The following is a 19,150-nucleotide window of genomic DNA, read 5'->3' as shown; positions in this document are numbered from 1 at the left end:
CGCACGGCGCCGGCCGGGAGGTCGCCTCAACGGCGTTCGAGCAGGATGCGGTACGGGCCGCCGGCGTCGCCATCGAGGGCGGAAGCCTCGACCACGTAGCGACCGGGCTGGAGCCGCTGGACGATCCGGGCATCGAGCCCGCCGGCGCCGTCGTCGTCGCTGGCCACCTCGTTGCCGTCCTTGGTCAGCGACAGGTAGCTGTCGATCTGGCTGGAGCGCATCTCGATCGCGTAGTCGCCTGCGCTGCGGACCTCGAACGACCAGCGGTCGGTCATGCCGGGCAGCAGCGCGGTCTCGACCGGCCGGCCGATCGTCAGCGCACCGCCGCCGGCGCCTTCAGGCACTTCGGTCGCAGTCAGCGACAGCGTGTAGGGGCCTGCACCGGGCGTCGCGCTGTCGGCCTCGAGCGTGTAGGTGCCGGCTTCGAGCAGCATGCCGATGCGCGCGTTGAGGCGTTCGCCGCCATCGTCGTCCTCCTTCTGCACGCCCTGGCCGGACAGTCGCATCAGCGGATCGATCTCGTCGCTGCGCATGTCCAGGCGGACCACCCGGCGCTCGGGCAGCGTGAAGCGGTAGGTGTGCGCGCGCCCAGCGTACAGGCCGGTGACCGTCGACCCGATCGCCAGCTCACCGCCTTCGCGCAGGTCGCCGGTCTCGAAGCTCGACGCGGTGACACTGATCCGGTACGCACCACTGGCGCCTTCGCTGCCGTAGCGCTTGGCAGTCAGGCGATAGCGGCCCGGGGCCAGGCGCAGCGTCAGACGCGCGTTGCTGCCCTCGCCGCCGTCGTCGTTGCTGACCGAGACGCCCGGTCCATCCAATGCCAGGACCGCATCGAAGTCATCGGACATCATGTCGATCGTGTAGATCCCGTCGCGGTCGATCTGCAACGGCAGCTCCCGCTCGCCATCGGTCCAGTCGCCGATGGTCGAACCGACGCGCAGTGCCTGGCCGTTGTAGGTGTCCACACGCGAGGAGATCAGGGTGTAGGGGCCATACGACGAGGCGTCGGTGCCGCTGACGGCAATCGTGTAGCGGCCCGCGCGCCGAGCCCGGATCGTCAGCGACGACGCCTCGCCCCGATCGGTCGACGAACCGATCAGTTCGTTGTCCAGGAAGGCCGCCAGCCGCGCGCGCAGCGCGCCGGTGACCTTGAAGGTCGCGACCTCGCCCTCGCGCAGGTCGACGCGGTAGAGCTGGCTGCGCGAGCCGTCCTGGTGGTTGAGGCTGGAGCGGCTGGTGATCTCGCCGCGCACCTCGCCGCCGATCGACAGCGGTGCGGGATCGGTGGCCTGGGCCTGCACCAAAGCAGGCGCGATGGCGAGCGCGATCGCCAGCGAAAGCGTATGGACGGTTTTCAAGCGAATCTCCCTTCGACAGTAGAGGCGTCCTGCGCAGTCGCGGACGCGGCGCGCGCATTCTCGCACCCGTTCAGGGAAAAAGGGATCACGGTCTCGCGCGGAGCGAAAGGAAGCCACCTCCCCGGCTGCCGATGAACCCTCCGCTTCGAAGATGGGCCCATCCGGCCACTCGCCGAACCAGAACCGGCGTCAAAACCGGGGTCAGAGTGCAATTTCGTCCCGCGAAATTGCACTCTGACCCCGGTTTTTTTTGGGGGGGGGAGGCGACAGGCCGGCTCGGACGCCCGCACCGCCGACGCCGTCCCCTCAGCCCGCCATCGGCTCCCGGTGCTCGACCAGCAACTGCACTGCATCCCCGCCGCGATAGTCGTCGGGCGCGAGCCGGTAGACGATACGCTCGCGAGGGGCCGGCGCGACCTCGCGCCAGGCGCCGAAATGGATCGCATCGACGGTCGCCGGACGGCCATCGAGCCGCAAGCTGAGCTTGAGGTGCCGCCCACCGACCACCCGCCAGTCGACGATCGTGAACTCGCCGTCGAACAACGGCTCGGGGAAGCCCTGCCCCCAGGGGCCGGCGTCGCGCAGGTGCGCGGCGTGCACGATGTCGAATTCGCCGGGCCCGAGCGGACCATCGGTAACGATCTCCGCCCGCAGCAGCGCTGGATCGAGCAGGGTCGCGACCGCCTGCCCGAAGGCGCGCTCGAACGCCGGCAAGGCCTCGCGCCGCAGGCTCAGGCCGGCCGCCATCGCATGGCCGCCGAAGCGCTCGATCAGGCCAGGATGCGCCACGTCGACCGCGGCCAGCACGTCGCGGATATGCAGGCCGGGAATCGAGCGCGCCGAGCCGCGCAGCTGGTCGCTGCCGGGCTCGGCCGGTGCGAAGGCGATCACCGGCCGATGCAGCGCATCCTTCATCTTCGAAGCCACAAGACCGACGACCCCCGGATGCCATTGCGGATCGTGCAGGCAGACCCCGATGGCCGCGGGATCGACCGGCGGTCGGCCGGCGACCGCGGCCTCGGCGTCATCGAGCATCGACTGCTGCACTGCGCGGCGCTCGGCATTGATCGCGTGCAGCGTCGCCGCGAGCGTCTGCGCCTGGGTCGCGTCGTCGGTGAGCAGGCATTCGATCCCGATCGCCATGTCCTCCAGGCGACCGGCGGCGTTGATGCGCGGCGCGATGCCAAAGCCGATGTCGCCGGTGGTCAAGCGCGCCGCCTGTCGCCCCGACACGTCGATCAAGGCCTGCAGGCCGGCGCAGCCCTGCCCGCTGCGCAGCCGGCGCAGCCCGGCCGCGACCAGCGCCCGGTTGTTGACGTCCAGCGGCACGAGATCAGCGACGGTGCCGACCGCGACCAGATCGAGCAGCGTCGACAGGTCCGGCGCTGGACCTGCGAAGGCGCCGGTCTCGCGCAGCCGCCGGCGTAGCGCCAGCAGCACGTAGAAGATCACCCCGACGCCGGCCAGCGCCTTGCTCTGGAAGCGGTCGCCGGGCAGGTTCGGGTTGACGATCGCATCGGCCGGCGGCAGCGCCTCGCCCGGCAGATGGTGATCGGTCACCAGCACCTGCCAGCCCCGCGCTTTCGCCGCGGCGACGCCGGCGTGGCAGGCGATGCCGTGGTCGACGGTCACCAGCAGCGCGGGATCCAGCGGCGCCAGCGCATCGACCAGGCCGGGCGACAGCCCGTAGCCGTGGACGATGCGATTGGGCACGGCGTGCACGACATCCCGCGCACCCAGCATGCGCAGCCCGCGCACCGCGACCGCGCAGGCGGTGGCGCCGTCGCAATCGAAGTCGCCGACGACCAGGATCCGCCTGCGCTGGGCGATGGCATCGGCGAGCAGGGTGGCCGCCGCATCGATGTTCGACAACCCGTCGGGCGGCAGCAGCCCGGCCAGGCGTGGCTGGGCGGCCTGCAGGTCGTGCGCACCGCGCGCCGCATAGATGCGCCGCAGCAGCGCCGGCACCGTCGCCGGCCAATCGCCGCCGGGCGCGCTGTCGCGACGTCGGATCGTCGGCGACGGACGCGTCATGGCCGCGCCGCCGTCGCCGGCACAAGAGCCCGGCGCCAGATGCGCAGGCGGTGCCAACGGCGCAAGGTCAGCACCCGGCCATCCTCGTCGTCGAGAACCAGGGTGTCGAGCCGGCCATCGGCCAGCGCTGCGAGGGCGGGCCGCAGCCAGTCGGCCTGCAGTTGGCGCAGGTCGCGCAGCCCCCCCAGGTCGATCAGCAGCGCGTCGCGCAGCGCGGGCCAGCCCGACGGCAGCGATTCAACTTCGGTCGCGATCGCCGCGAGCGCGCGCAGCGTCGCATCGTCGGTGAGCACGCGCGCCTGTGCGCCGCGGGCCACCCCAGAGTCCGCGGGCAGCGCCCCGCCGCCCCAGAACCACAGCGCATTGACCGGCGGCTGTCCGGCCGCCGTCCTCGCGGTGTTCCAGGGATGCGTGTGCAGGAGGATCTGCGCCTCGTTCGCCAGCGCCCGCCAGCGCCGGGCCTCGGCGCCGCCATCATCGTGATCGGCCAGATCGGTGCCGAGCGCATCGGACGGGTCGACGAACGCCGGCAGCGGAGTCTCCCGCGGCAGCCGCAGATACCAGCGCGATGGCGACGGCGCGTCGAGCGCGAAGCCGGCCTCGGCGAACACCGGCTGCAAGACCGGCAGCAGCGCGTCGACATCGGCCTGCGCCAGGCCCAGCGTCTCGCCGTGGCCCATCAGACGCACGCCATTGATGTCCGGCCGCAGCCAGGCCGGGTCGGCGCGCAGCCAGGCACTGTCCGGTGCATCGGCATCGCCAACATCGACCTGGCGCGACAACGCCGCCAGCGGCCAGCCGCCTTCGGGCATCACGACGTGCCGCGCAAGCTGGGGTCGACGCCCAGGCGCGGCCATCGTGCGATCGGCACGGCCCAGTGCCCGCACGATGTCCGGCTGCCAGCGCTGCGCACCGAAACGCGCGGCGGCGGGCAGCAGGAACGTCGCCGAGGTCATCGGCTCAGCCGAGATACTCGACGCTGACGATGTCGTAGTCGCGGGTGCCGCCCGGCGCATCGATGCTGATGCTGTCGCCCTCATGCTTGCCGATCAGCGCACGCGCCACCGGCGAGGAGATCGCAATCAGACCCTGCTTGATGTCGGCCTCCAGGTCGCCGACGATCTGGTAGCGCTTCTCTTCGTCGGTCTGCGCATCGGCGATCACCACTGTCGCGCCGAATACCACCTTGTCGCCGGCATTGAGCTTGGCGACATCGATGACATCGGCATGCGACAGCTCGCTCTCGAGCTGCTTGATCCGGCCCTCGATGAAGCTCTGCTGCTCACGCGCAGCGTGGTACTCGGCGTTCTCCTTCAGATCGCCGTGCGCACGCGCCTCGGCGATCGCATCGATGACCGCCGGCCGCTTGACCGACTTCAGTTCCTCGAGCTCCTCGCGCAGGCGCTGCGCGCCGCGCGTGGTCATGGGTGCCCTCATGGCGTCCCTCCTGTGTGTGAGTTGGATGGCGACGCGCCGCCGTCGAGCTGCGCGTGCAGTTCCTGCAGGGCCCAGACCGGGCCGCTGCCGCGATAGTCCAGCGAATGCAGCAATGCGCGGGCGCCAGCCACCGTGGTCGAGTACGTGACCCGGTGCTGCAGCGCTTCGCGACGGATCGAGAACGAGTCGGAGATCGCCTGCTTGCCCTCGGTGGTGTTGACGATGTACGCGATCTCGCCGTTCTTGATCAGGTCGACGATGTGCGGTCGGCCCTCGACCACCTTGTTGACCTGCTCGCAAGCGATGTCGTGCTCGCGCAGCCACTTGGCGGTGCCGGAGGTGGCGACGATCGCATAGCCCTTGGCCGCCAGATCACGCGCAACCGGCAGCACGCGCTTCTTGTCCGGGTCGCGCACCGAGACGAAGACCTTGCCGCTGGTGGGCGGGGTGCGGATGCTCGCCGCCTCCTGCGCGCGCGCGAACGCCGCGCCGAAGCTCTCGCCCACGCCCATGACCTCGCCGGTCGAACGCATCTCCGGCCCGAGGATCGGGTCGACGTTCTGGAACTTGGCGAACGGGAAGATCGCTTCCTTGACCGAGTAGTACGACGGCACGATCTCGGTCGTCGCACCCTGCTCGGCCAGCGTCTTGCCGGCCATGCAGCGCGCCGAGATCTTGGCCAGCGGCAGCCCGATCGCCTTGGACACGAACGGCACCGTGCGCGACGCGCGCGGATTGACCTCGAGCAGGAAGATCGTCTCCACGCCCGCGTCGTCGGTCTGCACCGCGAACTGGGTGTTCATCAGGCCGACGACCTTCAGCTTGCGGGCCAGCGCCGCGACCTGCTCGCGCAGGCGCGCCTGCACATCGCTCGACAGCGAATACGGCGGCAGCGAGCACGAGGAATCGCCCGAATGCACGCCGGCTTCCTCGATGTGCTCCATGACGCCACCGATCAGCACGTTGCCGTCCTTGTCGGCAATCACGTCGATGTCGACCTCGACCGCGTTGTCGAGGAAGCGGTCGAGCAGCACCGGCGAGTCGTTGGAGACCTTGACCGCGTCGCGCATGTAGCGCGCCAGGTCGGCATCGGCGTGCACCACTTCCATCGCCCGGCCGCCGAGCACGTAGCTCGGCCGCACGACCAGCGGATAGCCGATCTCGCGCGCCAGCACCAGCGCTTCCTCGGGGTTGCGTGCGGTGCGGTTGGGCGGTTGCTTGAGGCCGAGCTCGTCGACCAGCTTCTGGAAGCGCTCGCGGTCCTCGGCCAGGTCGATCGAGTCGGGCGAGGTGCCGATGATCGGCACCCCGTTGGCCTCGAGCGCGCGCGCCAGCTTGAGCGGCGTCTGGCCGCCGTACTGCACGATCACGCCCTTGGGCTTCTCGATCTCGACGATCTCCAGCACGTCCTCGAGCGTCAGCGGCTCGAAGTACAGACGATCGGAGGTGTCGTAGTCGGTCGAGACCGTCTCGGGATTGCAGTTGACCATGATGGTCTCAAAGCCGTCCTCGCGCAGTGCGAGGGCGGCATGGACGCAGCAGTAGTCGAACTCGATGCCCTGCCCGATCCGGTTCGGCCCACCGCCGAGCACGATGATCTTCTCGCGGCCGCTGGGATTGGCCTCGCACTCGTCCTCGTAGGTCGAGTACAGATAGGCGGTGTCGGTCGCAAACTCGGCCGCGCACGAGTCGACGCGCTTGTAGACCGGGCGCACGCCGAAGGCACGGCGCAGTGCGCGCACGGCCTGCTCGTCGGTACCCAGCAACTGCGCCAGGCGCGCGTCGGAGAAGCCCATGCGCTTGAGCGCACGCAGCCGCGCCTGGTCGAGCGCATCGATGCCGTTCGCCGCGACCTCGCGTTCGGTCGCGATGATCTCTTCGATCTGATCGAGGAACCACGGATCGACATACGACAGGCCGTGCACGTCCTCGACCGACAAGCCGGCGCGGAACGCGTCGGCCAGGTAGAACAGGCGCTCGGGACCCGGCTCGCGGACCTCGCGGCGCAGCGTCGCCAGGTCGCCGTCGTCGGTCAGGTCCAGGCCGGTCGGGTCGAAACCGACCTTGCCGGTCTCCAGGCCGCGCAGCGCCTTGTGCATCGATTCCTGGAACGTGCGGCCCATCGCCATGACCTCGCCGACCGACTTCATCTGCGTCGTCAGGCGGGCGTCGGCGGTGGGGAACTTCTCGAACGCAAAGCGCGGGATCTTGGTGACCACGTAGTCGATCGACGGCTCGAACGAGGCCGGAGTCTTGCCGCCGGTGATCTCATTCTTCAGTTCGTCGAGCGTGTAGCCGATCGCCAGCTTGGCCGCGACCTTGGCGATCGGGAAGCCAGTCGCCTTGGAGGCCAGCGCCGAGGAGCGCGACACGCGCGGGTTCATCTCGATCACCACCACGCGACCGGTGGTCGGGCTGATGCCGAACTGCACGTTCGAACCGCCGGTGTCGACGCCGATCTTGCGCAGCACCGCGATCGACGCATTGCGCAGGCGCTGGTACTCCTTGTCGGTGAGCGTCTGCGCCGGCGCGACGGTGATGCTGTCGCCGGTGTGCACGCCCATCGGGTCGAGATTCTCGATCGAGCACACGATGATGCAGTTGTCCGCGGTGTCGCGGACCACTTCCATCTCGAACTCTTTCCAGCCCAGCACCGATTCCTCGACCAGCACCTCGCCGACCGGCGACAGCTCGAGGCCGCGCTTGATGATCTCCTCGAACTCCTCGCGGTTGTAGGCGATGCCGCCGCCCGAGCCGCCGAGGGTGAAACTGGGCCGGATGATCGTTGGATAGCCGACCTTGGCCTGGATCTCGATCGCCTGCTCAAACGTGCGCGCGACCTCGGCCTTCGGGCACTCCAGGCCGATCTCCTGCATCGCCACGCGGAACAGCTCGCGATCCTCGGCCATGCGGATGGCCTCGCGCTTGGCACCGATCAGCTCCACGCCGTACTTGTCGAGCACACCGTTGTCGGCCAGGTCGAGCGCGCAGTTGAGCGCAGTCTGCCCGCCCATCGTCGGCAGCAGCGCGTCGGGCTTCTCCTTGGCGATGATCTTCTCGACCGTCTGCCAGTTGATCGGCTCGATGTAGACCGCATCCGCGGTCTCCGGGTCGGTCATGATCGTGGCCGGGTTGGAGTTCACCAGCACCACGCGGTAACCCTCCTCGCGCAGCGCCTTGCAGGCCTGGGCGCCGGAGTAGTCGAACTCGCAGGCCTGGCCGATGACGATCGGTCCGGCCCCGATGATGAGAATGGTCTGAATGTCGGTGCGCTTTGGCATGGCTTTCTCTAAGGTCGGTACCGCGTATCGGGGAGCGATCGCCCAGTGTCGATCAGGACGCGGGCTCGAAAGGGGACGACGGCGCGCATGCTGGGATGGGCCCGGGCAACGGCCTGCGTGACGTGGCGCGCCATGCGCCCGGGCGAACGGTGGACGCGGGCCATCGGGGCCAGGCCGCGATCACGACAGCGCCTCGACCGGAACCTGGATGCCGCAGGTGCGCGCCATCTCGTCGCTTGCCGCCTTCACGCGCTTGGGCGCAAAGCTGTGGACCTGATCGAATCCGCTCACGAGCGCCCAGAAGGCTTGCCCCTGGGTGAAGGCCTCGATCTGCGCCAGTTGCTCGCGCGAGAGGGTGTCGGGCGGTGGCTGCATCCTGCCGGTCCGCATGTTGGCGAGCACCATGTCGGCGGCGACCGCCCCGGCCGGCGTGTCGATGAACGCGTTCCACGTCGCCAGATGCTCGGCGCCCTGCTCACCCAATGCCTCGGTGAAGATCTGCCGCATATGGCCGATCACCAGCGTCCGCATCGGGCCCTGCGCGCAGTCGCGTTCGCTCGCCTCCATCTCCACGAACGGCGGCACGGCCTGCACGATGTCCCGGGCGATCTCCTCACCGAAACGCTCGATGCCAAGACGTTGAAGCAGCGCCGCGACGCTGGTCTCGGACGCGGGCACGGCCGCCACAGGCATGGCGACGCAGAGCGCGGCGAGCAAGAGCAGGCGTGCGGCGGTCATGCCCGGCCGGTCGCCATCAGCGCCACGAACTGGTCGAACAGCGGCGCCACATCATGCGGCCCCGGTGACGCCTCGGGATGGCCCTGGAACGAAAAGGCCGGCGCATCGGTCAGCGCGATGCCCTGGTTGGTGCCATCGAACAGCGAGCGATGGGTCACGCGGACATTGGCCGGCAGCGTCGCTTCGTCGACCGCGAAGCCGTGGTTCTGCGAGGTGATCATCACCCGACCGCCATCGACGGCCTGCACCGGATGGTTCGCGCCGTGGTGGCCGTGCGGCATCTTCATCGTCTGCGCGCCGGCCGCCAGCGCCAGCAGCTGGTGGCCCAGGCAGATGCCGAAGGTCGGGACCTTGTTCTCGATGAAGGTGCGGATCGCCTCGATCGCGTAATCGCACGGCGCCGGATCGCCGGGGCCATTGGACAGGAATACACCGTCGGGCTTCAGCGCGAGCACGTCACTGGCCGGCGTCTGCGCCGGCACCACCGTCAGTTCGCAGCCGCGCTCTGCGAGCATGCGCAGGATGTTGCGCTTGACGCCGTAGTCGTAGGCCACGACCTTGAACTTGGCCGGCGCCGACACGAAGGCGTTCGCGTCCAAATCCAGCTGGCCGTCCGACCAGCTGTAGCGCTCGGTCGTGCTGACCACCTTCGCCAGATCCATGCCCTTCAGGCCCGGGAACTTGCGCGCGGCCTCGAGCGCCTGGTCCACATTCACCTCGCCGGCCATAAGCGCACCGTTCATCGCGCCACGGTCGCGCAGCAGGCGCGTCAGCTTGCGGGTGTCGATGCCGGCGATCGCGACGATCCCGCGCGCACGCAGCCATTCGGGGAGTGCGATCTGGCTGCGCCAACTGCTCGGACGGCGCGGCACATCGCGCACGATCAGCCCCGAGGCCCATACCCGTCCAGCCTCGTCATCCTGGTCGGTACACCCGGTGTTGCCGATATGCAGATAGGTCAGCGTCACCAGCTGGCGCGCATACGACGGATCGGTGAGCACTTCCTGGTAGCCGGTCATCGCGGTGTTGAACACCGTTTCACCGACCGACAAGCCAGGAGCGCCCACGGAAACGCCCTCGAACACGGTGCCGTCTTCAAGGACGAGAATTGCGGAATCTGTCACGTGGTCTTCGCCTACGTCAGGTTGCAGGAAACCGCCAGAGCGGCGGCAGCCGGTCCGGAGGCGAGAGGTTCAGGCGAGCGAGAATTGTACCGACGCCGGCCCCGCTGCGCCAGCGCGGCGCACGCGACCGGTCACGCAACCGGCGCGTCGCCTGCGCCGAGCAGCTCGGCGATCGCGTAACGGCGCGGCGCGCGCCCGGCCAGCCGCGCCGCGACGTGCAACGCCCCGGCCGCGAAGATGTCGCGATCGCCGGCCCGGTGAACGAGCTCGATGCGCTCGCCGCGGGTCGTGAACTGCACCAGATGCTCGCCGACGATATCGCCGGCGCGGAGCGAGGCGTAGCGCGGACGAGCGCCCTGCCCCTCGGCGGCCGCGCCCAGCGTCAACGCGGTCCCCGATGGCGCGTCGAGCTTGCGCGTGTGATGCGACTCGACGATGTCGCAGTCCCATCCCGGCAACATTGCCGCCGCGCGCGCCACCAGGTCCTGCAGGACCGCGACGCCGAGGCTGAAGTTCGAGGCCCACAACACCGGAATCCGCGCCGCTGCGGCGTCGAGGGCCGCGTTCTGCGCCTCGGACAGGCCGGTGGTGCCCGAAACCAGCGCCGCGCCACGCCGCTCGCACAGCGCAAGCAAGGCGTCGAAGCCCGCCGGCAGGCTGAAGTCGATGGCGACGTCGAAAGGCGGTGCACCGCCGAGCTCGGCGGCGCCGAAATACGGCACCCCGCCGATCACCCGCTGGCGCGGCGCACTGCCCGACACCGCCGCCACGACCGCCAAGCCGTCGCACGACACTGCCAAGCGCAGCACAGCCTGCCCCATCCGGCCGGATGCTCCGTGCACCAGTACCCGGACAGGCGCGCTCATTGGGCCACCGCCAATCGCAGCAGTGGGATCGAAACGGCAACGCCATCGGGTCGGATCGTCATGTCGCGCATTCTAGCCTCGAGGTGGAAGCGTGGCCGGCCGCCTCACGTGCAGATTGCATCGCGTCACTTTCAGGACTGAGCGTTCCAACAACGAACGCAGATCCACGCATCTCATATCGCCCGCGGCGGGCGCGGCGCAATCCGCTGCGCGGGTCAAGCACAGCCTCGTTGCATCCGGGCGACGCATGGCGATTTTTTCGCCACCACGAGCGTGCCGCGCCAATGAAGGGCCGCCCCCGCTTATCCACATCTTTGTGACCAGGCCATCCACACCGGCTGTGGACGACCGCGGCCGGAGGCGGCGCGGCGCAGCCGTCAAGTCGCAACCTGACCTCCGTCCTCGCCGGCCCCGGAGGCGACAGCATGTGATGCATCCCCCGTTGCGCAGGTCAAGTCCGGATTCTCCGGTTGCCCAGCCGGATGGCGAAAATTTCACCACGCAAAATGCACCCGCTTGCGAAGCGGCCGCGCGATGCTTATCCACACCTTTGTGACCAGACCATCCACATCGCTTGTGGATGACCGACGTGGAGGCCGCGATCGCGACGTCGTCAAGCGGCCGCGGAGCGCTCTCCCCGCCTGGGGTTCGACCGCAACACCATGCCTGCAATGCCATCGCCCACGTCGTTGGGCGTGCAGACCCTGCACGCGCCGCGCGCACGCAGAACCGAGTGCGCAAAGCAAGCCCTGCGTTGGGCTGCGAATCAGCGGCTGGCGAAAAAATGACCAGCCCAAAGCACGCCTGATCGCAAGCGGGCCGGCGCGGCTTATCCACATGTTTGTCGTCATGACATCCACACCGGCTGTGGATACCGATCGCGCGATGGGCGATGTGTCCGTCCGTCAAGTAGTCCGGTCGCGGAATCGACGCGCCGTGCCCATCGCGCGTTTCGAATCGCACTGATGATCGTCCGTAATGCGGATGCGGCCAACGACCTGCAGGCCACAATCGCCGCACCGGGCGCGGCCCATTGGCGGCGCTGGCATCGCGAGACGTACCGCGTCAGCCGTTCGCAGCGCGACTGCGGAGCGCCCAGTCGGTGCGCGACCGGCGCCCAGGTCGAAAACGTCGATCCCATCGTCTCAGCGACGACGTGGGTGGGCGGTACTTTCGGTGCGATGCGCCGGGCGGGCAGGTGCAGGAAGCGGCCTGTCGTCCACGCATGGACCGTCCATGGACGCCCGCGCCGTGTCTGCGGCTCGCCTTGTTTGCTTCAGGAGCGGCAAGTGACGATGCGCCCGCTCGGGCACGGCTTGCCCGACGCCGTGGGGTCAGCACTGCGGCACAAGCATATGGTTGGAGCCTGTCGGCAGAAGGCGGTCGACGCCTTCACCGCATCTGCATCGCGCGCGCCGACAAGCGCCCTGCGGAGCGGCGCGCGCGGGCTCAGGACGTCATGCGTTCCCAGAAGCCCTTGACGCCATCCATGAAGGTGCTCGACTTGGGCGAATGCCGGCGTGCGTTCTCGGTGGTGAACGTCGCCTCGAAGCGCTGCAGCAGATCGCGCTGGTCGGCCGTCAGATTGACCGGCGTCTCGACGAAGATCTTGCAATACAGGTCGCCGACCGAGCGGCTGCGCACCGACTTGACGCCCTTGTCGCGCAAGCGGAACACCTTACCGGTCTGGGTCTCGGCCGGAATGCGGATCTCCGCCTCGCCGCCCAGCGTGGGCACGCGCACCGTGTCGCCGAGCGCGGCCTGCGAGATGCGGATCGGCACCTCGCAATGCAGGTCGTCGCCGTCGCGCACGAAGATGTCGTGCGGGCGCACCCGTACCTCGACATAGAGATCGCCAGGCGGCGCACCGGCCGGACCGGCCTCGCCTTCGCCCGACAAGCGGATGCGATCGCCCGAATCGACGCCGGCGGGAATCTTCACCGATAGCACCTTTTCGTCCTCGACCCGGCCCGCGCCATGACACGTCTTGCAGGGATTGGCGATCACCTGGCCATGCCCGCCGCAATGCGGACAGGCCTGCTGCATCGTGAAGGGCCCGCGCTGCATGCGCACCTGGCCGCGACCGGCGCAGGTCGAACAGGTCTCGCGCTTGCCATCCTCCGAGCCGCTGCCATTGCAGTCGTCGCAGCCGGTCAGCGTCGGTAGCTCGATGCGCTTCTCGACACCAGCGACCGCTTCCTCGAGATCGAGCTCCATCACATAGCCCACGTCGGCGCCGCGACGCGGGCCGCTGCGTCCGCCGCCGCCGAAGATGTTGCCGAAGATGTCGCCAAAGATATCGCCCATGTCCGGACCGAAGCCCGGTCCGGCATTGCCCCCGCCCATGCCGTGCTCGAACGCGGCATGCCCGTGCTGGTCGTACATCCGACGCTTGCCGCCGTCCGACAGCACCTCGTAGGCCTCCTTGCACTCCTTAAACGCGGCCTCGGCGGCGGCATCGCCTGGGTTGCGGTCCGGGTGGTGCTTCATCGCGCAACGGCGATACGCCTTCTTCAGCTCGTCTTCGCTGGCGGTGCGGGAGACGCCAAGGACTTCGTAGTAATCGCGTTTGCTCATGAGGCCGTGATTCGTAATGCGGGATGGGGGAGGCCAAGCGCTAGAGTGTGACCACGCGAGAAAGAAGCGGAGCTGAGCTCCGCTTCTTTCCGTCGCGCATCACGACTGCGCCGATTACGCCTTCTTCTCGTCGTCCTTGACCTCGGTGAACTCGGCATCGACCACGTCGTCGGACTTGGGCGCATCGCCCTGCCCGCCGACGTCGCCACCGCCCTGCTGGCCGGCCGCGGCCGCGGCGGCGAACAGCTGCTGCGAGACTTCCTCGAGCTTCTTGGACTTGGCCTCGATCTGCGCCTTGTCGTCACCCTTCATCGCGGTCTCGACCTCGGCGATCGCCGCCTCGGCATTGCCGATCACATCGCCGGGCACCTTGTCGCCGTTGTCCTTGATCGCGCTGCGGGTCGCGTGCACCAGCGCATCGGCCTGGTTGCGCGCGGCGACGAGCTCCTGGAACTTGCGGTCGTCCTCACGGTGCGCCTCGGCGTCGGCGACCATTCGCTGGATCTCGTCATCCGACAGACCCGAACCGGCCTTGATCTCGACCTTCTGCTCCTTGCCGGTCTTCTTGTCCTTGGCCGACACGTGCAGGATGCCGTTGGCGTCGATGTCGAACGACACCTCCACCTGCGGCATGCCGCGCGGCGCCGGGTCGATGCCGGTCAGGTCGAAGCGCGCCAGCGACTTGTTGAAGCGGGCCTGCTCGCGCTCGCCCTGCAGCACATGCACGGTCACGGCCGACTGGTTGTCATCGGCAGTGGAGAAGGTCTGCGAGGCCTTGGTCGGGATCGTGGTGTTCTTCTCGATGATCTTGGTGAACACACCGCCCAGGGTCTCGATGCCCAGGCTCAGCGGGGTCACGTCGAGCAGCAGCACGTCCTTGACGTCACCGGCCAGCACGCCACCCTGCACCGCCGCACCGATCGCGACCGCTTCGTCGGGGTTCACGTCCTTGCGCGGCTCCTTGCCGAAGAAGTCGGCAACGGCCTGCTGGACCTTGGGCATGCGGGTCTGGCCGCCGACGAGGATGACCTCGTTGACGTCGGACGCGCGCAGGCCGGCATCGTTGAGCGCGATGCGGCAGGGCTCGATCGAGCGCTTGATCAGATCCTCGACCAGCGCTTCGAGCTTGGCACGGGTCAGCTTGATGTTCAGGTGTTTCGGACCCGAGGCGTCGGCAGTGACGTACGGCAGATTGACCTCGGTCTGCTGCGACGACGACAGCTCGATCTTGGCGCGCTCGGCCGCATCCTTCAGGCGCTGCAGCGCCAGCGGGTCCTTGCGCAGGTCGATGCCCTGATCCTTCTGGAACTCCTCGACGAGGTAGTCGATGACGCGTGCGTCGAAGTCCTCACCGCCGAGGAAGGTGTCGCCATTGGTGGCCAGCACCTCGAACTGCTTCTCGCCGTCGACTTCCGCGATCTCGATGATCGACACGTCGAAGGTGCCGCCGCCCAGGTCGTAGACCGCAACCTTGCGGTCGCCGCCGCTCTTGTCCAGGCCATAGGCCAGCGCGGCCGCGGTCGGCTCGTTGATGATGCGCTTGACGTCGAGGCCGGCGATGCGGCCGGCGTCCTTGGTCGCCTGGCGCTGGCTGTCGTTGAAGTACGCCGGCACCGTGATCACCGCCTCGGTGACCTTCTCGCCCAGGTAGTCCTCGGCGGTCTTCTTCATCTTCTCGAGGATGCGCGCCGAGACTTCCTGCGCCGACAGCTTCTTGCCGTCGCTGGTCGCGACCCAGGCATCGCCGTTGTCGTGCTCGAGGATCTTGTAGGGGACCAGGCCGATGTCCTTCTGGACCTCGGCGTCCTTGAACTTGCGGCCGATCAGGCGCTTGACCGCGAAGAACGTGTTGTTGGGGTTGGTGACGGCCTGGCGCTTGGCCGAGGCGCCGACCAGCACCTCGCCGTCCTTGGTGTAGGCGACGATCGACGGCGTGGTGCGGTCGCCCTCGCTGTTCTCGATGACCTTGGCCTTGCCGCCGTCCATGATCGCCACGCACGAATTGGTCGTGCCGAGATCGATGCCGATGATCTTTGCCATTGCAGTGCTTCCTCTAGGAAATGTCGTTGTGCGGGGACGGCGGCGAGGCCGTCGATGCGGGGTATCTGGGGACGCGCAACACAGCGTTCAAGCGGTGTGATGCGCAAGGGCGCCAGTCGGCGCCGGTCGCGCTCAGTCGGCCTTGGCCACGACCACCATCGCCGGGCGCAGCAGGCGCTCATTGAGCAGGTAGCCCTTCTGGAAGACCTGGGCGACCGCGCCCGGCGGCACGCCCGGCACCTCGACGATGCTCATCGCCTGATGGTGTTCAGGGTCGAAGGGGTCGCCAGCCGCCGGCGCGACCACGCGCAGACCGTTGCTCTCGGTCGCCTTGACCAGTTCGCGCAGCGTCAGTTCGACGCCGGCGCGCAGCGGATCGTTCTCCGGTGCGCTCGCCAGCCCCGCCTCGAGCGCGTCGAACACCGGCACCAGCGACGAGAGCAGGCGCTCGTTGGCGAACCGGCGCGCGGTCTCGATCTCGCGCGCCAGGCGCTTGCGCTGGTTCTCTAGGTCGGCGCGCTCGAGCAGGCTCTGGGCGCGCACCTGTTCGAGCTCGGCCTTCAGCAGCTCGACCTGCTCGGTCAGCTGGGCCTCGACCGGCGTGGCCTGGTCGTTGGACTCGTGGGTTTCGGGGTGCTGCGTCTCGTGCTGTTCCTGGGTCATGTCTGGTTCCGGGGCGGGCGTCTGGCCGCCGACCCGCCCAGCTATGGGGCTGGCCGCCGCGGTTTCAAGCCGCGGCCGGGAACTCGACGCCGCCGCGCCTGGTGACTTTAGGCCGCGTCTGGTGTGCGGCCCGGCGCGCCCTCGCCTGCCGCAGGATGGCCGCCGAGCGCCGCGCCCAACAGATCGGCGGTCGCCTGCACCACCGGGATCACCCGGTCATAGGCCATGCGGGTCGGGCCGATCACCCCCAACACGCCCAGCGTCCGCCCGCCCGCGGCATAGGGCGCGGTGACCAGCGACACGCCCTCCAGCGGCGCCAGGCCGGTTTCCTCGCCAATGAAGATGCGCACGCCCGGCGCGTGCAGTGTGCGTTCGAGCAACTGCAGGATTTCGCGCTTGCGGGAAAACGCCTCGAACAGTTCGCGCAGCCGGTCCAGATCCGACAGGTCCTGCACCCCGATCAGCCGATTCTGCCCGGCCAGCACCATGTCTTCGTCGGCCGGCACCAGCGCCTGTTCGGCCAACTCCATCGTCTGCGCCAGAAGCGCCTCCATCTCGTCGCGGGCGTGGCGAAGTTCCTCGACCAGCGTCGCCCGCACCACCGCCATGGGCCGGCCCGCGCAATGTTGGTTCAGGTAGTTGGCCACGCGCTCGAGCTCGGCGGCGTCGAAGCTGCGCCGGGTCTGGAAAATCCGGTTCTGCACCTCGTGGTCGGCGAACACGATGATCGCCATGACCCGCTGGCCGTCGAGCGGCACGAAATCGATGTGCCGGAACGCCAGTTGCTCGCGTCGCGGCACCGAGACCACGCCGACGAAGCGCGTCATCGCCGAGACCAGCTCCGACGCACTGCCCAGCAGCGACTGGTGCCCGCCGGCCCCGGTCAGCTCCCCGCGCAGCCGCACCAGCTCCTGCTCGCGCAGCGGCTTGACCTGCAGCAGCGAATCGACGAACACCCGGTAGCCCTGCGCGGTGGGCACGCGCCCGGCCGAGGTGTGCGGGGAGCTCAACAGCCCGGCTTCTTCCAGGTCGGCCAGGATGTTGCGGATGGTCGCCGGGCTCACATCCAGACCGGCATGCCGGGCGAGCGTCTGCGACCCGACCGGCTCGCCGTCGCGGATGTGCCGCCCGATCAGCGTGCGCAACAGTTGGCGGGCGCGCGGGTCGAGCGGATGGCGGGTGTCGGACGACATGCGGGCGGTATACGGCGCCGCCGCCACCGATGCAAGCGCGGTCTCCACCGGTGAGACGTGCGCGGGCTATCAAGCCGCCGCTACACGACCGCAGGCCGCCAAGGCACAATTCCACCGATGCTCACCCACCTCGCCATTCGCAACTTCGCCGTCGCCACCGCCACCGACCTCGAGTTCGGTCCGGGGCTGACCGTCATTTCCGGCGAGACCGGCGCCGGCAAGTCGCTGCTGGTCGATGCGCTGGGTTTTCTGTCCGGCCAGCGCGCCGACAGCGGCATCGTCCGCCACGGCGCCGAGCGCGCCGAGCTGCACGCCGAATTCACGCTGGACGACGCCGCACCGGCGCTGCGCTGGCTGCGCGACAACGAGCTCGACGAAGGTGTGACCTGCCAGTTGCGGCGCACGCTGCGCGCCGACGGCGGCTCGCGGGCCTGGATCAATGGGCGGCCGGCGACGATCGCCCAACTGTCCGAGCTCGCCGGACGCCTGGTTGAGATCCACGGCCAGCACGAACACCAAGCCCTGCTGGCACGTGGCAGCCAGTTGGCGCTGCTCGATGCCCAAGCCGGCAATGGCGCGTTGCTGGCCGCGGTCCGCAGCGCAGCGCAGGACTGGCGCACATTACAGGGCGAGCGCGAGGCGCTGATCGGCATCGGCGATGTCGGCGAGCGCCGCGACTGGCTGCGCCACCAGCTCGACGAGCTGGAAGGCGAGCGGTTGGAGCCCGAAGCAATCGCCGAACTGCACGTCGCGCACCGGCGCCATGCCAACGCTGCCGGTCTGATCCAGACCTGCGACGCCGCGCTGGCCCGGATGAGTGGCGAGGACGCCGTCGGCCTGCCGCAGGCGCTGCACGCGCTGCGCCACGAACTGGGTCGGATGCGTGCGCACGAACCGCGGCTGGGCGAGGTGGACGCGATGCTCGACGCCGCCACGATCCAGCTCGACGAGGCCACCCGCCTGCTCGGCCAGGTCCGCGACGACCTCGACATCGACCCGGCCGAACTCGAACTGCTCGAGCAACGCCTGGGCCGGCTGCACGAACTGGCGCGCAAACACCGTGTCACGCCCGAAGAACTGAGCGAGGTTCAGCAGCGGCTGGCCGCCGAGCTCGAACAGCTCGACGGCGCCGGCGAGCGCCTGGCGCGCCTGGACGGCGAGATCGACGCAGCATTCGCGCGCTGGCGCAGCGCCGCTGACCGTTTGGGCACCGCCCGCCGCAAGGCCGGCAAGGCGCTGTCGAAGGCAACGACCGCGCTGATCCACGAGCTCGGCATGGGTGGCGGGACCTTCGAGATCGCGTTCGAGCCGGTCGAGCACGACCGGCCCGATCCGCAGGGCGCCGAGCGCATCGAGTTCATGGTGTCGGCGAATGCCGGTCAGCCACCTCGACCGCTGCGCCGGGTGGCATCGGGTGGTGAACTGTCGCGTATCTCGCTGGCGATCGAGGTCGCAGCACTGGGCCACGACGCGGTGCCGACGATGGTCTTCGACGAGGTCGACTCGGGCATCGGTGGCGCGGTCGCCGACATCGTCGGCCGCAAGCTGCGCGCGCTGGGCGCCAGCCGCCAGGTGCTGTGCGTGACCCACCTGCCCCAGGTCGCCTCCAAGGGGCATGCGCACTATCGCGTGCACAAGGCCGCGAGCGGCGGTGCGACCGAAAGCCGGGTCAGCCTGCTCGATGCCGAGGCCCGGACCGAAGAGCTGGCGCGGATGCTCGGCGGGGTCGAAGTCAGCAGCGAGGCCCGCGCCGCGGCCCGGAAGCTGCTGGAGACTGCCGGCCCCTGAACGCAGGCGCGGCCTCGGGCCGCGCCTGCAGATCTCCCACTCGGCCGC

13 protein-coding genes are annotated in these 19,150 nt (G+C 69.1%); 1 reads left to right on the top strand and 12 read right to left on the bottom strand.

Going from position 1 to position 19,150, the window contains the following annotated elements; genetic code table 11:
* Nucleotides 1-26: 26 nt before the first annotated feature.
* The 12 genes from WAF18_RS15065 to hrcA form a co-directional block, all read right to left on the bottom strand.
* Nucleotides 27-1,361 carry a hypothetical protein gene (locus WAF18_RS15065; RefSeq protein WP_337245825.1) on the bottom strand — a complete coding sequence of 445 codons (1,335 nt, stop codon included), beginning with the start codon at nucleotides 1,359-1,361 and terminating at the stop codon, nucleotides 27-29.
* 306 nt (nucleotides 1,362-1,667) lie between these two features.
* Nucleotides 1,668-3,395: a single-stranded-DNA-specific exonuclease RecJ gene (gene recJ / locus WAF18_RS15060; RefSeq protein ID WP_337245824.1), complete on the bottom strand. Its 1,728-nt coding sequence runs from the start codon at nucleotides 3,393-3,395 to the stop codon at nucleotides 1,668-1,670.
* Nucleotides 3,392-4,351, bottom strand: coding sequence for a phosphoglycerate mutase (locus WAF18_RS15055; RefSeq protein ID WP_337245823.1), 960 nt, complete (start codon nucleotides 4,349-4,351; stop codon nucleotides 3,392-3,394). The genes recJ and WAF18_RS15055 overlap by 4 nt, the downstream gene beginning before the upstream one ends.
* Nucleotides 4,352-4,355: 4 nt before the next feature.
* Nucleotides 4,356-4,832, bottom strand: coding sequence for a transcription elongation factor GreA (gene greA / locus WAF18_RS15050; RefSeq protein WP_183426838.1), 477 nt, complete (start codon nucleotides 4,830-4,832; stop codon nucleotides 4,356-4,358).
* Complete coding sequence (gene carB / locus WAF18_RS15045; RefSeq protein WP_337245822.1) at nucleotides 4,829-8,113, bottom strand: carbamoyl-phosphate synthase large subunit; 3,285 nt, start codon at nucleotides 8,111-8,113, stop codon at nucleotides 4,829-4,831. Before carB ends, greA begins: the two co-directional genes overlap by 4 nt.
* Before the next feature lie 180 nt (nucleotides 8,114-8,293).
* A complete protein-coding gene (locus WAF18_RS15040) occupies nucleotides 8,294-8,851 on the bottom strand; it encodes a hypothetical protein (RefSeq protein ID WP_337245821.1) in 558 nt (185 codons plus the stop codon).
* Nucleotides 8,848-9,975 carry a glutamine-hydrolyzing carbamoyl-phosphate synthase small subunit gene (gene carA, locus WAF18_RS15035; RefSeq protein WP_337245820.1) on the bottom strand — a complete coding sequence of 376 codons (1,128 nt, stop codon included), beginning with the start codon at nucleotides 9,973-9,975 and terminating at the stop codon, nucleotides 8,848-8,850. Before carA ends, WAF18_RS15040 begins: the two co-directional genes overlap by 4 nt.
* A 131-nt stretch (nucleotides 9,976-10,106) precedes the next feature.
* The gene (dapB, locus tag WAF18_RS15030; protein WP_337245819.1) at nucleotides 10,107-10,841 is read right to left on the bottom strand and encodes a 4-hydroxy-tetrahydrodipicolinate reductase; all 735 of its coding nucleotides are present in this window, start codon (nucleotides 10,839-10,841) and stop codon (nucleotides 10,107-10,109) included.
* Nucleotides 10,842-12,290: 1,449 nt separating this feature from the next.
* Nucleotides 12,291-13,418: a molecular chaperone DnaJ gene (gene dnaJ / locus WAF18_RS15025; protein WP_337245818.1), complete on the bottom strand. Its 1,128-nt coding sequence runs from the start codon at nucleotides 13,416-13,418 to the stop codon at nucleotides 12,291-12,293.
* 114 nt (nucleotides 13,419-13,532) lie between these two features.
* Nucleotides 13,533-15,458 (bottom strand): molecular chaperone DnaK, encoded by a 1,926-nt coding sequence (gene dnaK / locus WAF18_RS15020; RefSeq protein WP_183426832.1) that lies wholly within the window; start codon nucleotides 15,456-15,458, stop codon nucleotides 13,533-13,535.
* Between the two features lie 132 nt (nucleotides 15,459-15,590).
* Nucleotides 15,591-16,121: a nucleotide exchange factor GrpE gene (gene grpE / locus WAF18_RS15015; protein ID WP_337245817.1), complete on the bottom strand. Its 531-nt coding sequence runs from the start codon at nucleotides 16,119-16,121 to the stop codon at nucleotides 15,591-15,593.
* Nucleotides 16,122-16,228: 107 nt separating this feature from the next.
* Entirely contained in the window at nucleotides 16,229-17,314 is a 1,086-nt protein-coding gene (gene hrcA / locus WAF18_RS15010) for a heat-inducible transcriptional repressor HrcA (RefSeq protein WP_337245816.1), read from the bottom strand.
* 117 nt (nucleotides 17,315-17,431) lie between these two features.
* Here hrcA and recN point away from each other — a divergent pair, with 117 nt between their 5' ends.
* Complete coding sequence (recN, locus tag WAF18_RS15005) at nucleotides 17,432-19,102, top strand: DNA repair protein RecN (RefSeq protein WP_337245815.1); 1,671 nt, start codon at nucleotides 17,432-17,434, stop codon at nucleotides 19,100-19,102.
* Nucleotides 19,103-19,150 lie beyond the last annotated feature (48 nt).

Source organism: Luteimonas sp. gir (assembly GCF_037198055.1).
Taxonomy (GTDB): domain Bacteria; phylum Pseudomonadota; class Gammaproteobacteria; order Xanthomonadales; family Xanthomonadaceae; genus Luteimonas; species Luteimonas citri_A.
Note: the sequence above shows the minus strand (reverse complement) of the source record. Positions and strands in the feature narration are given on the sequence as shown.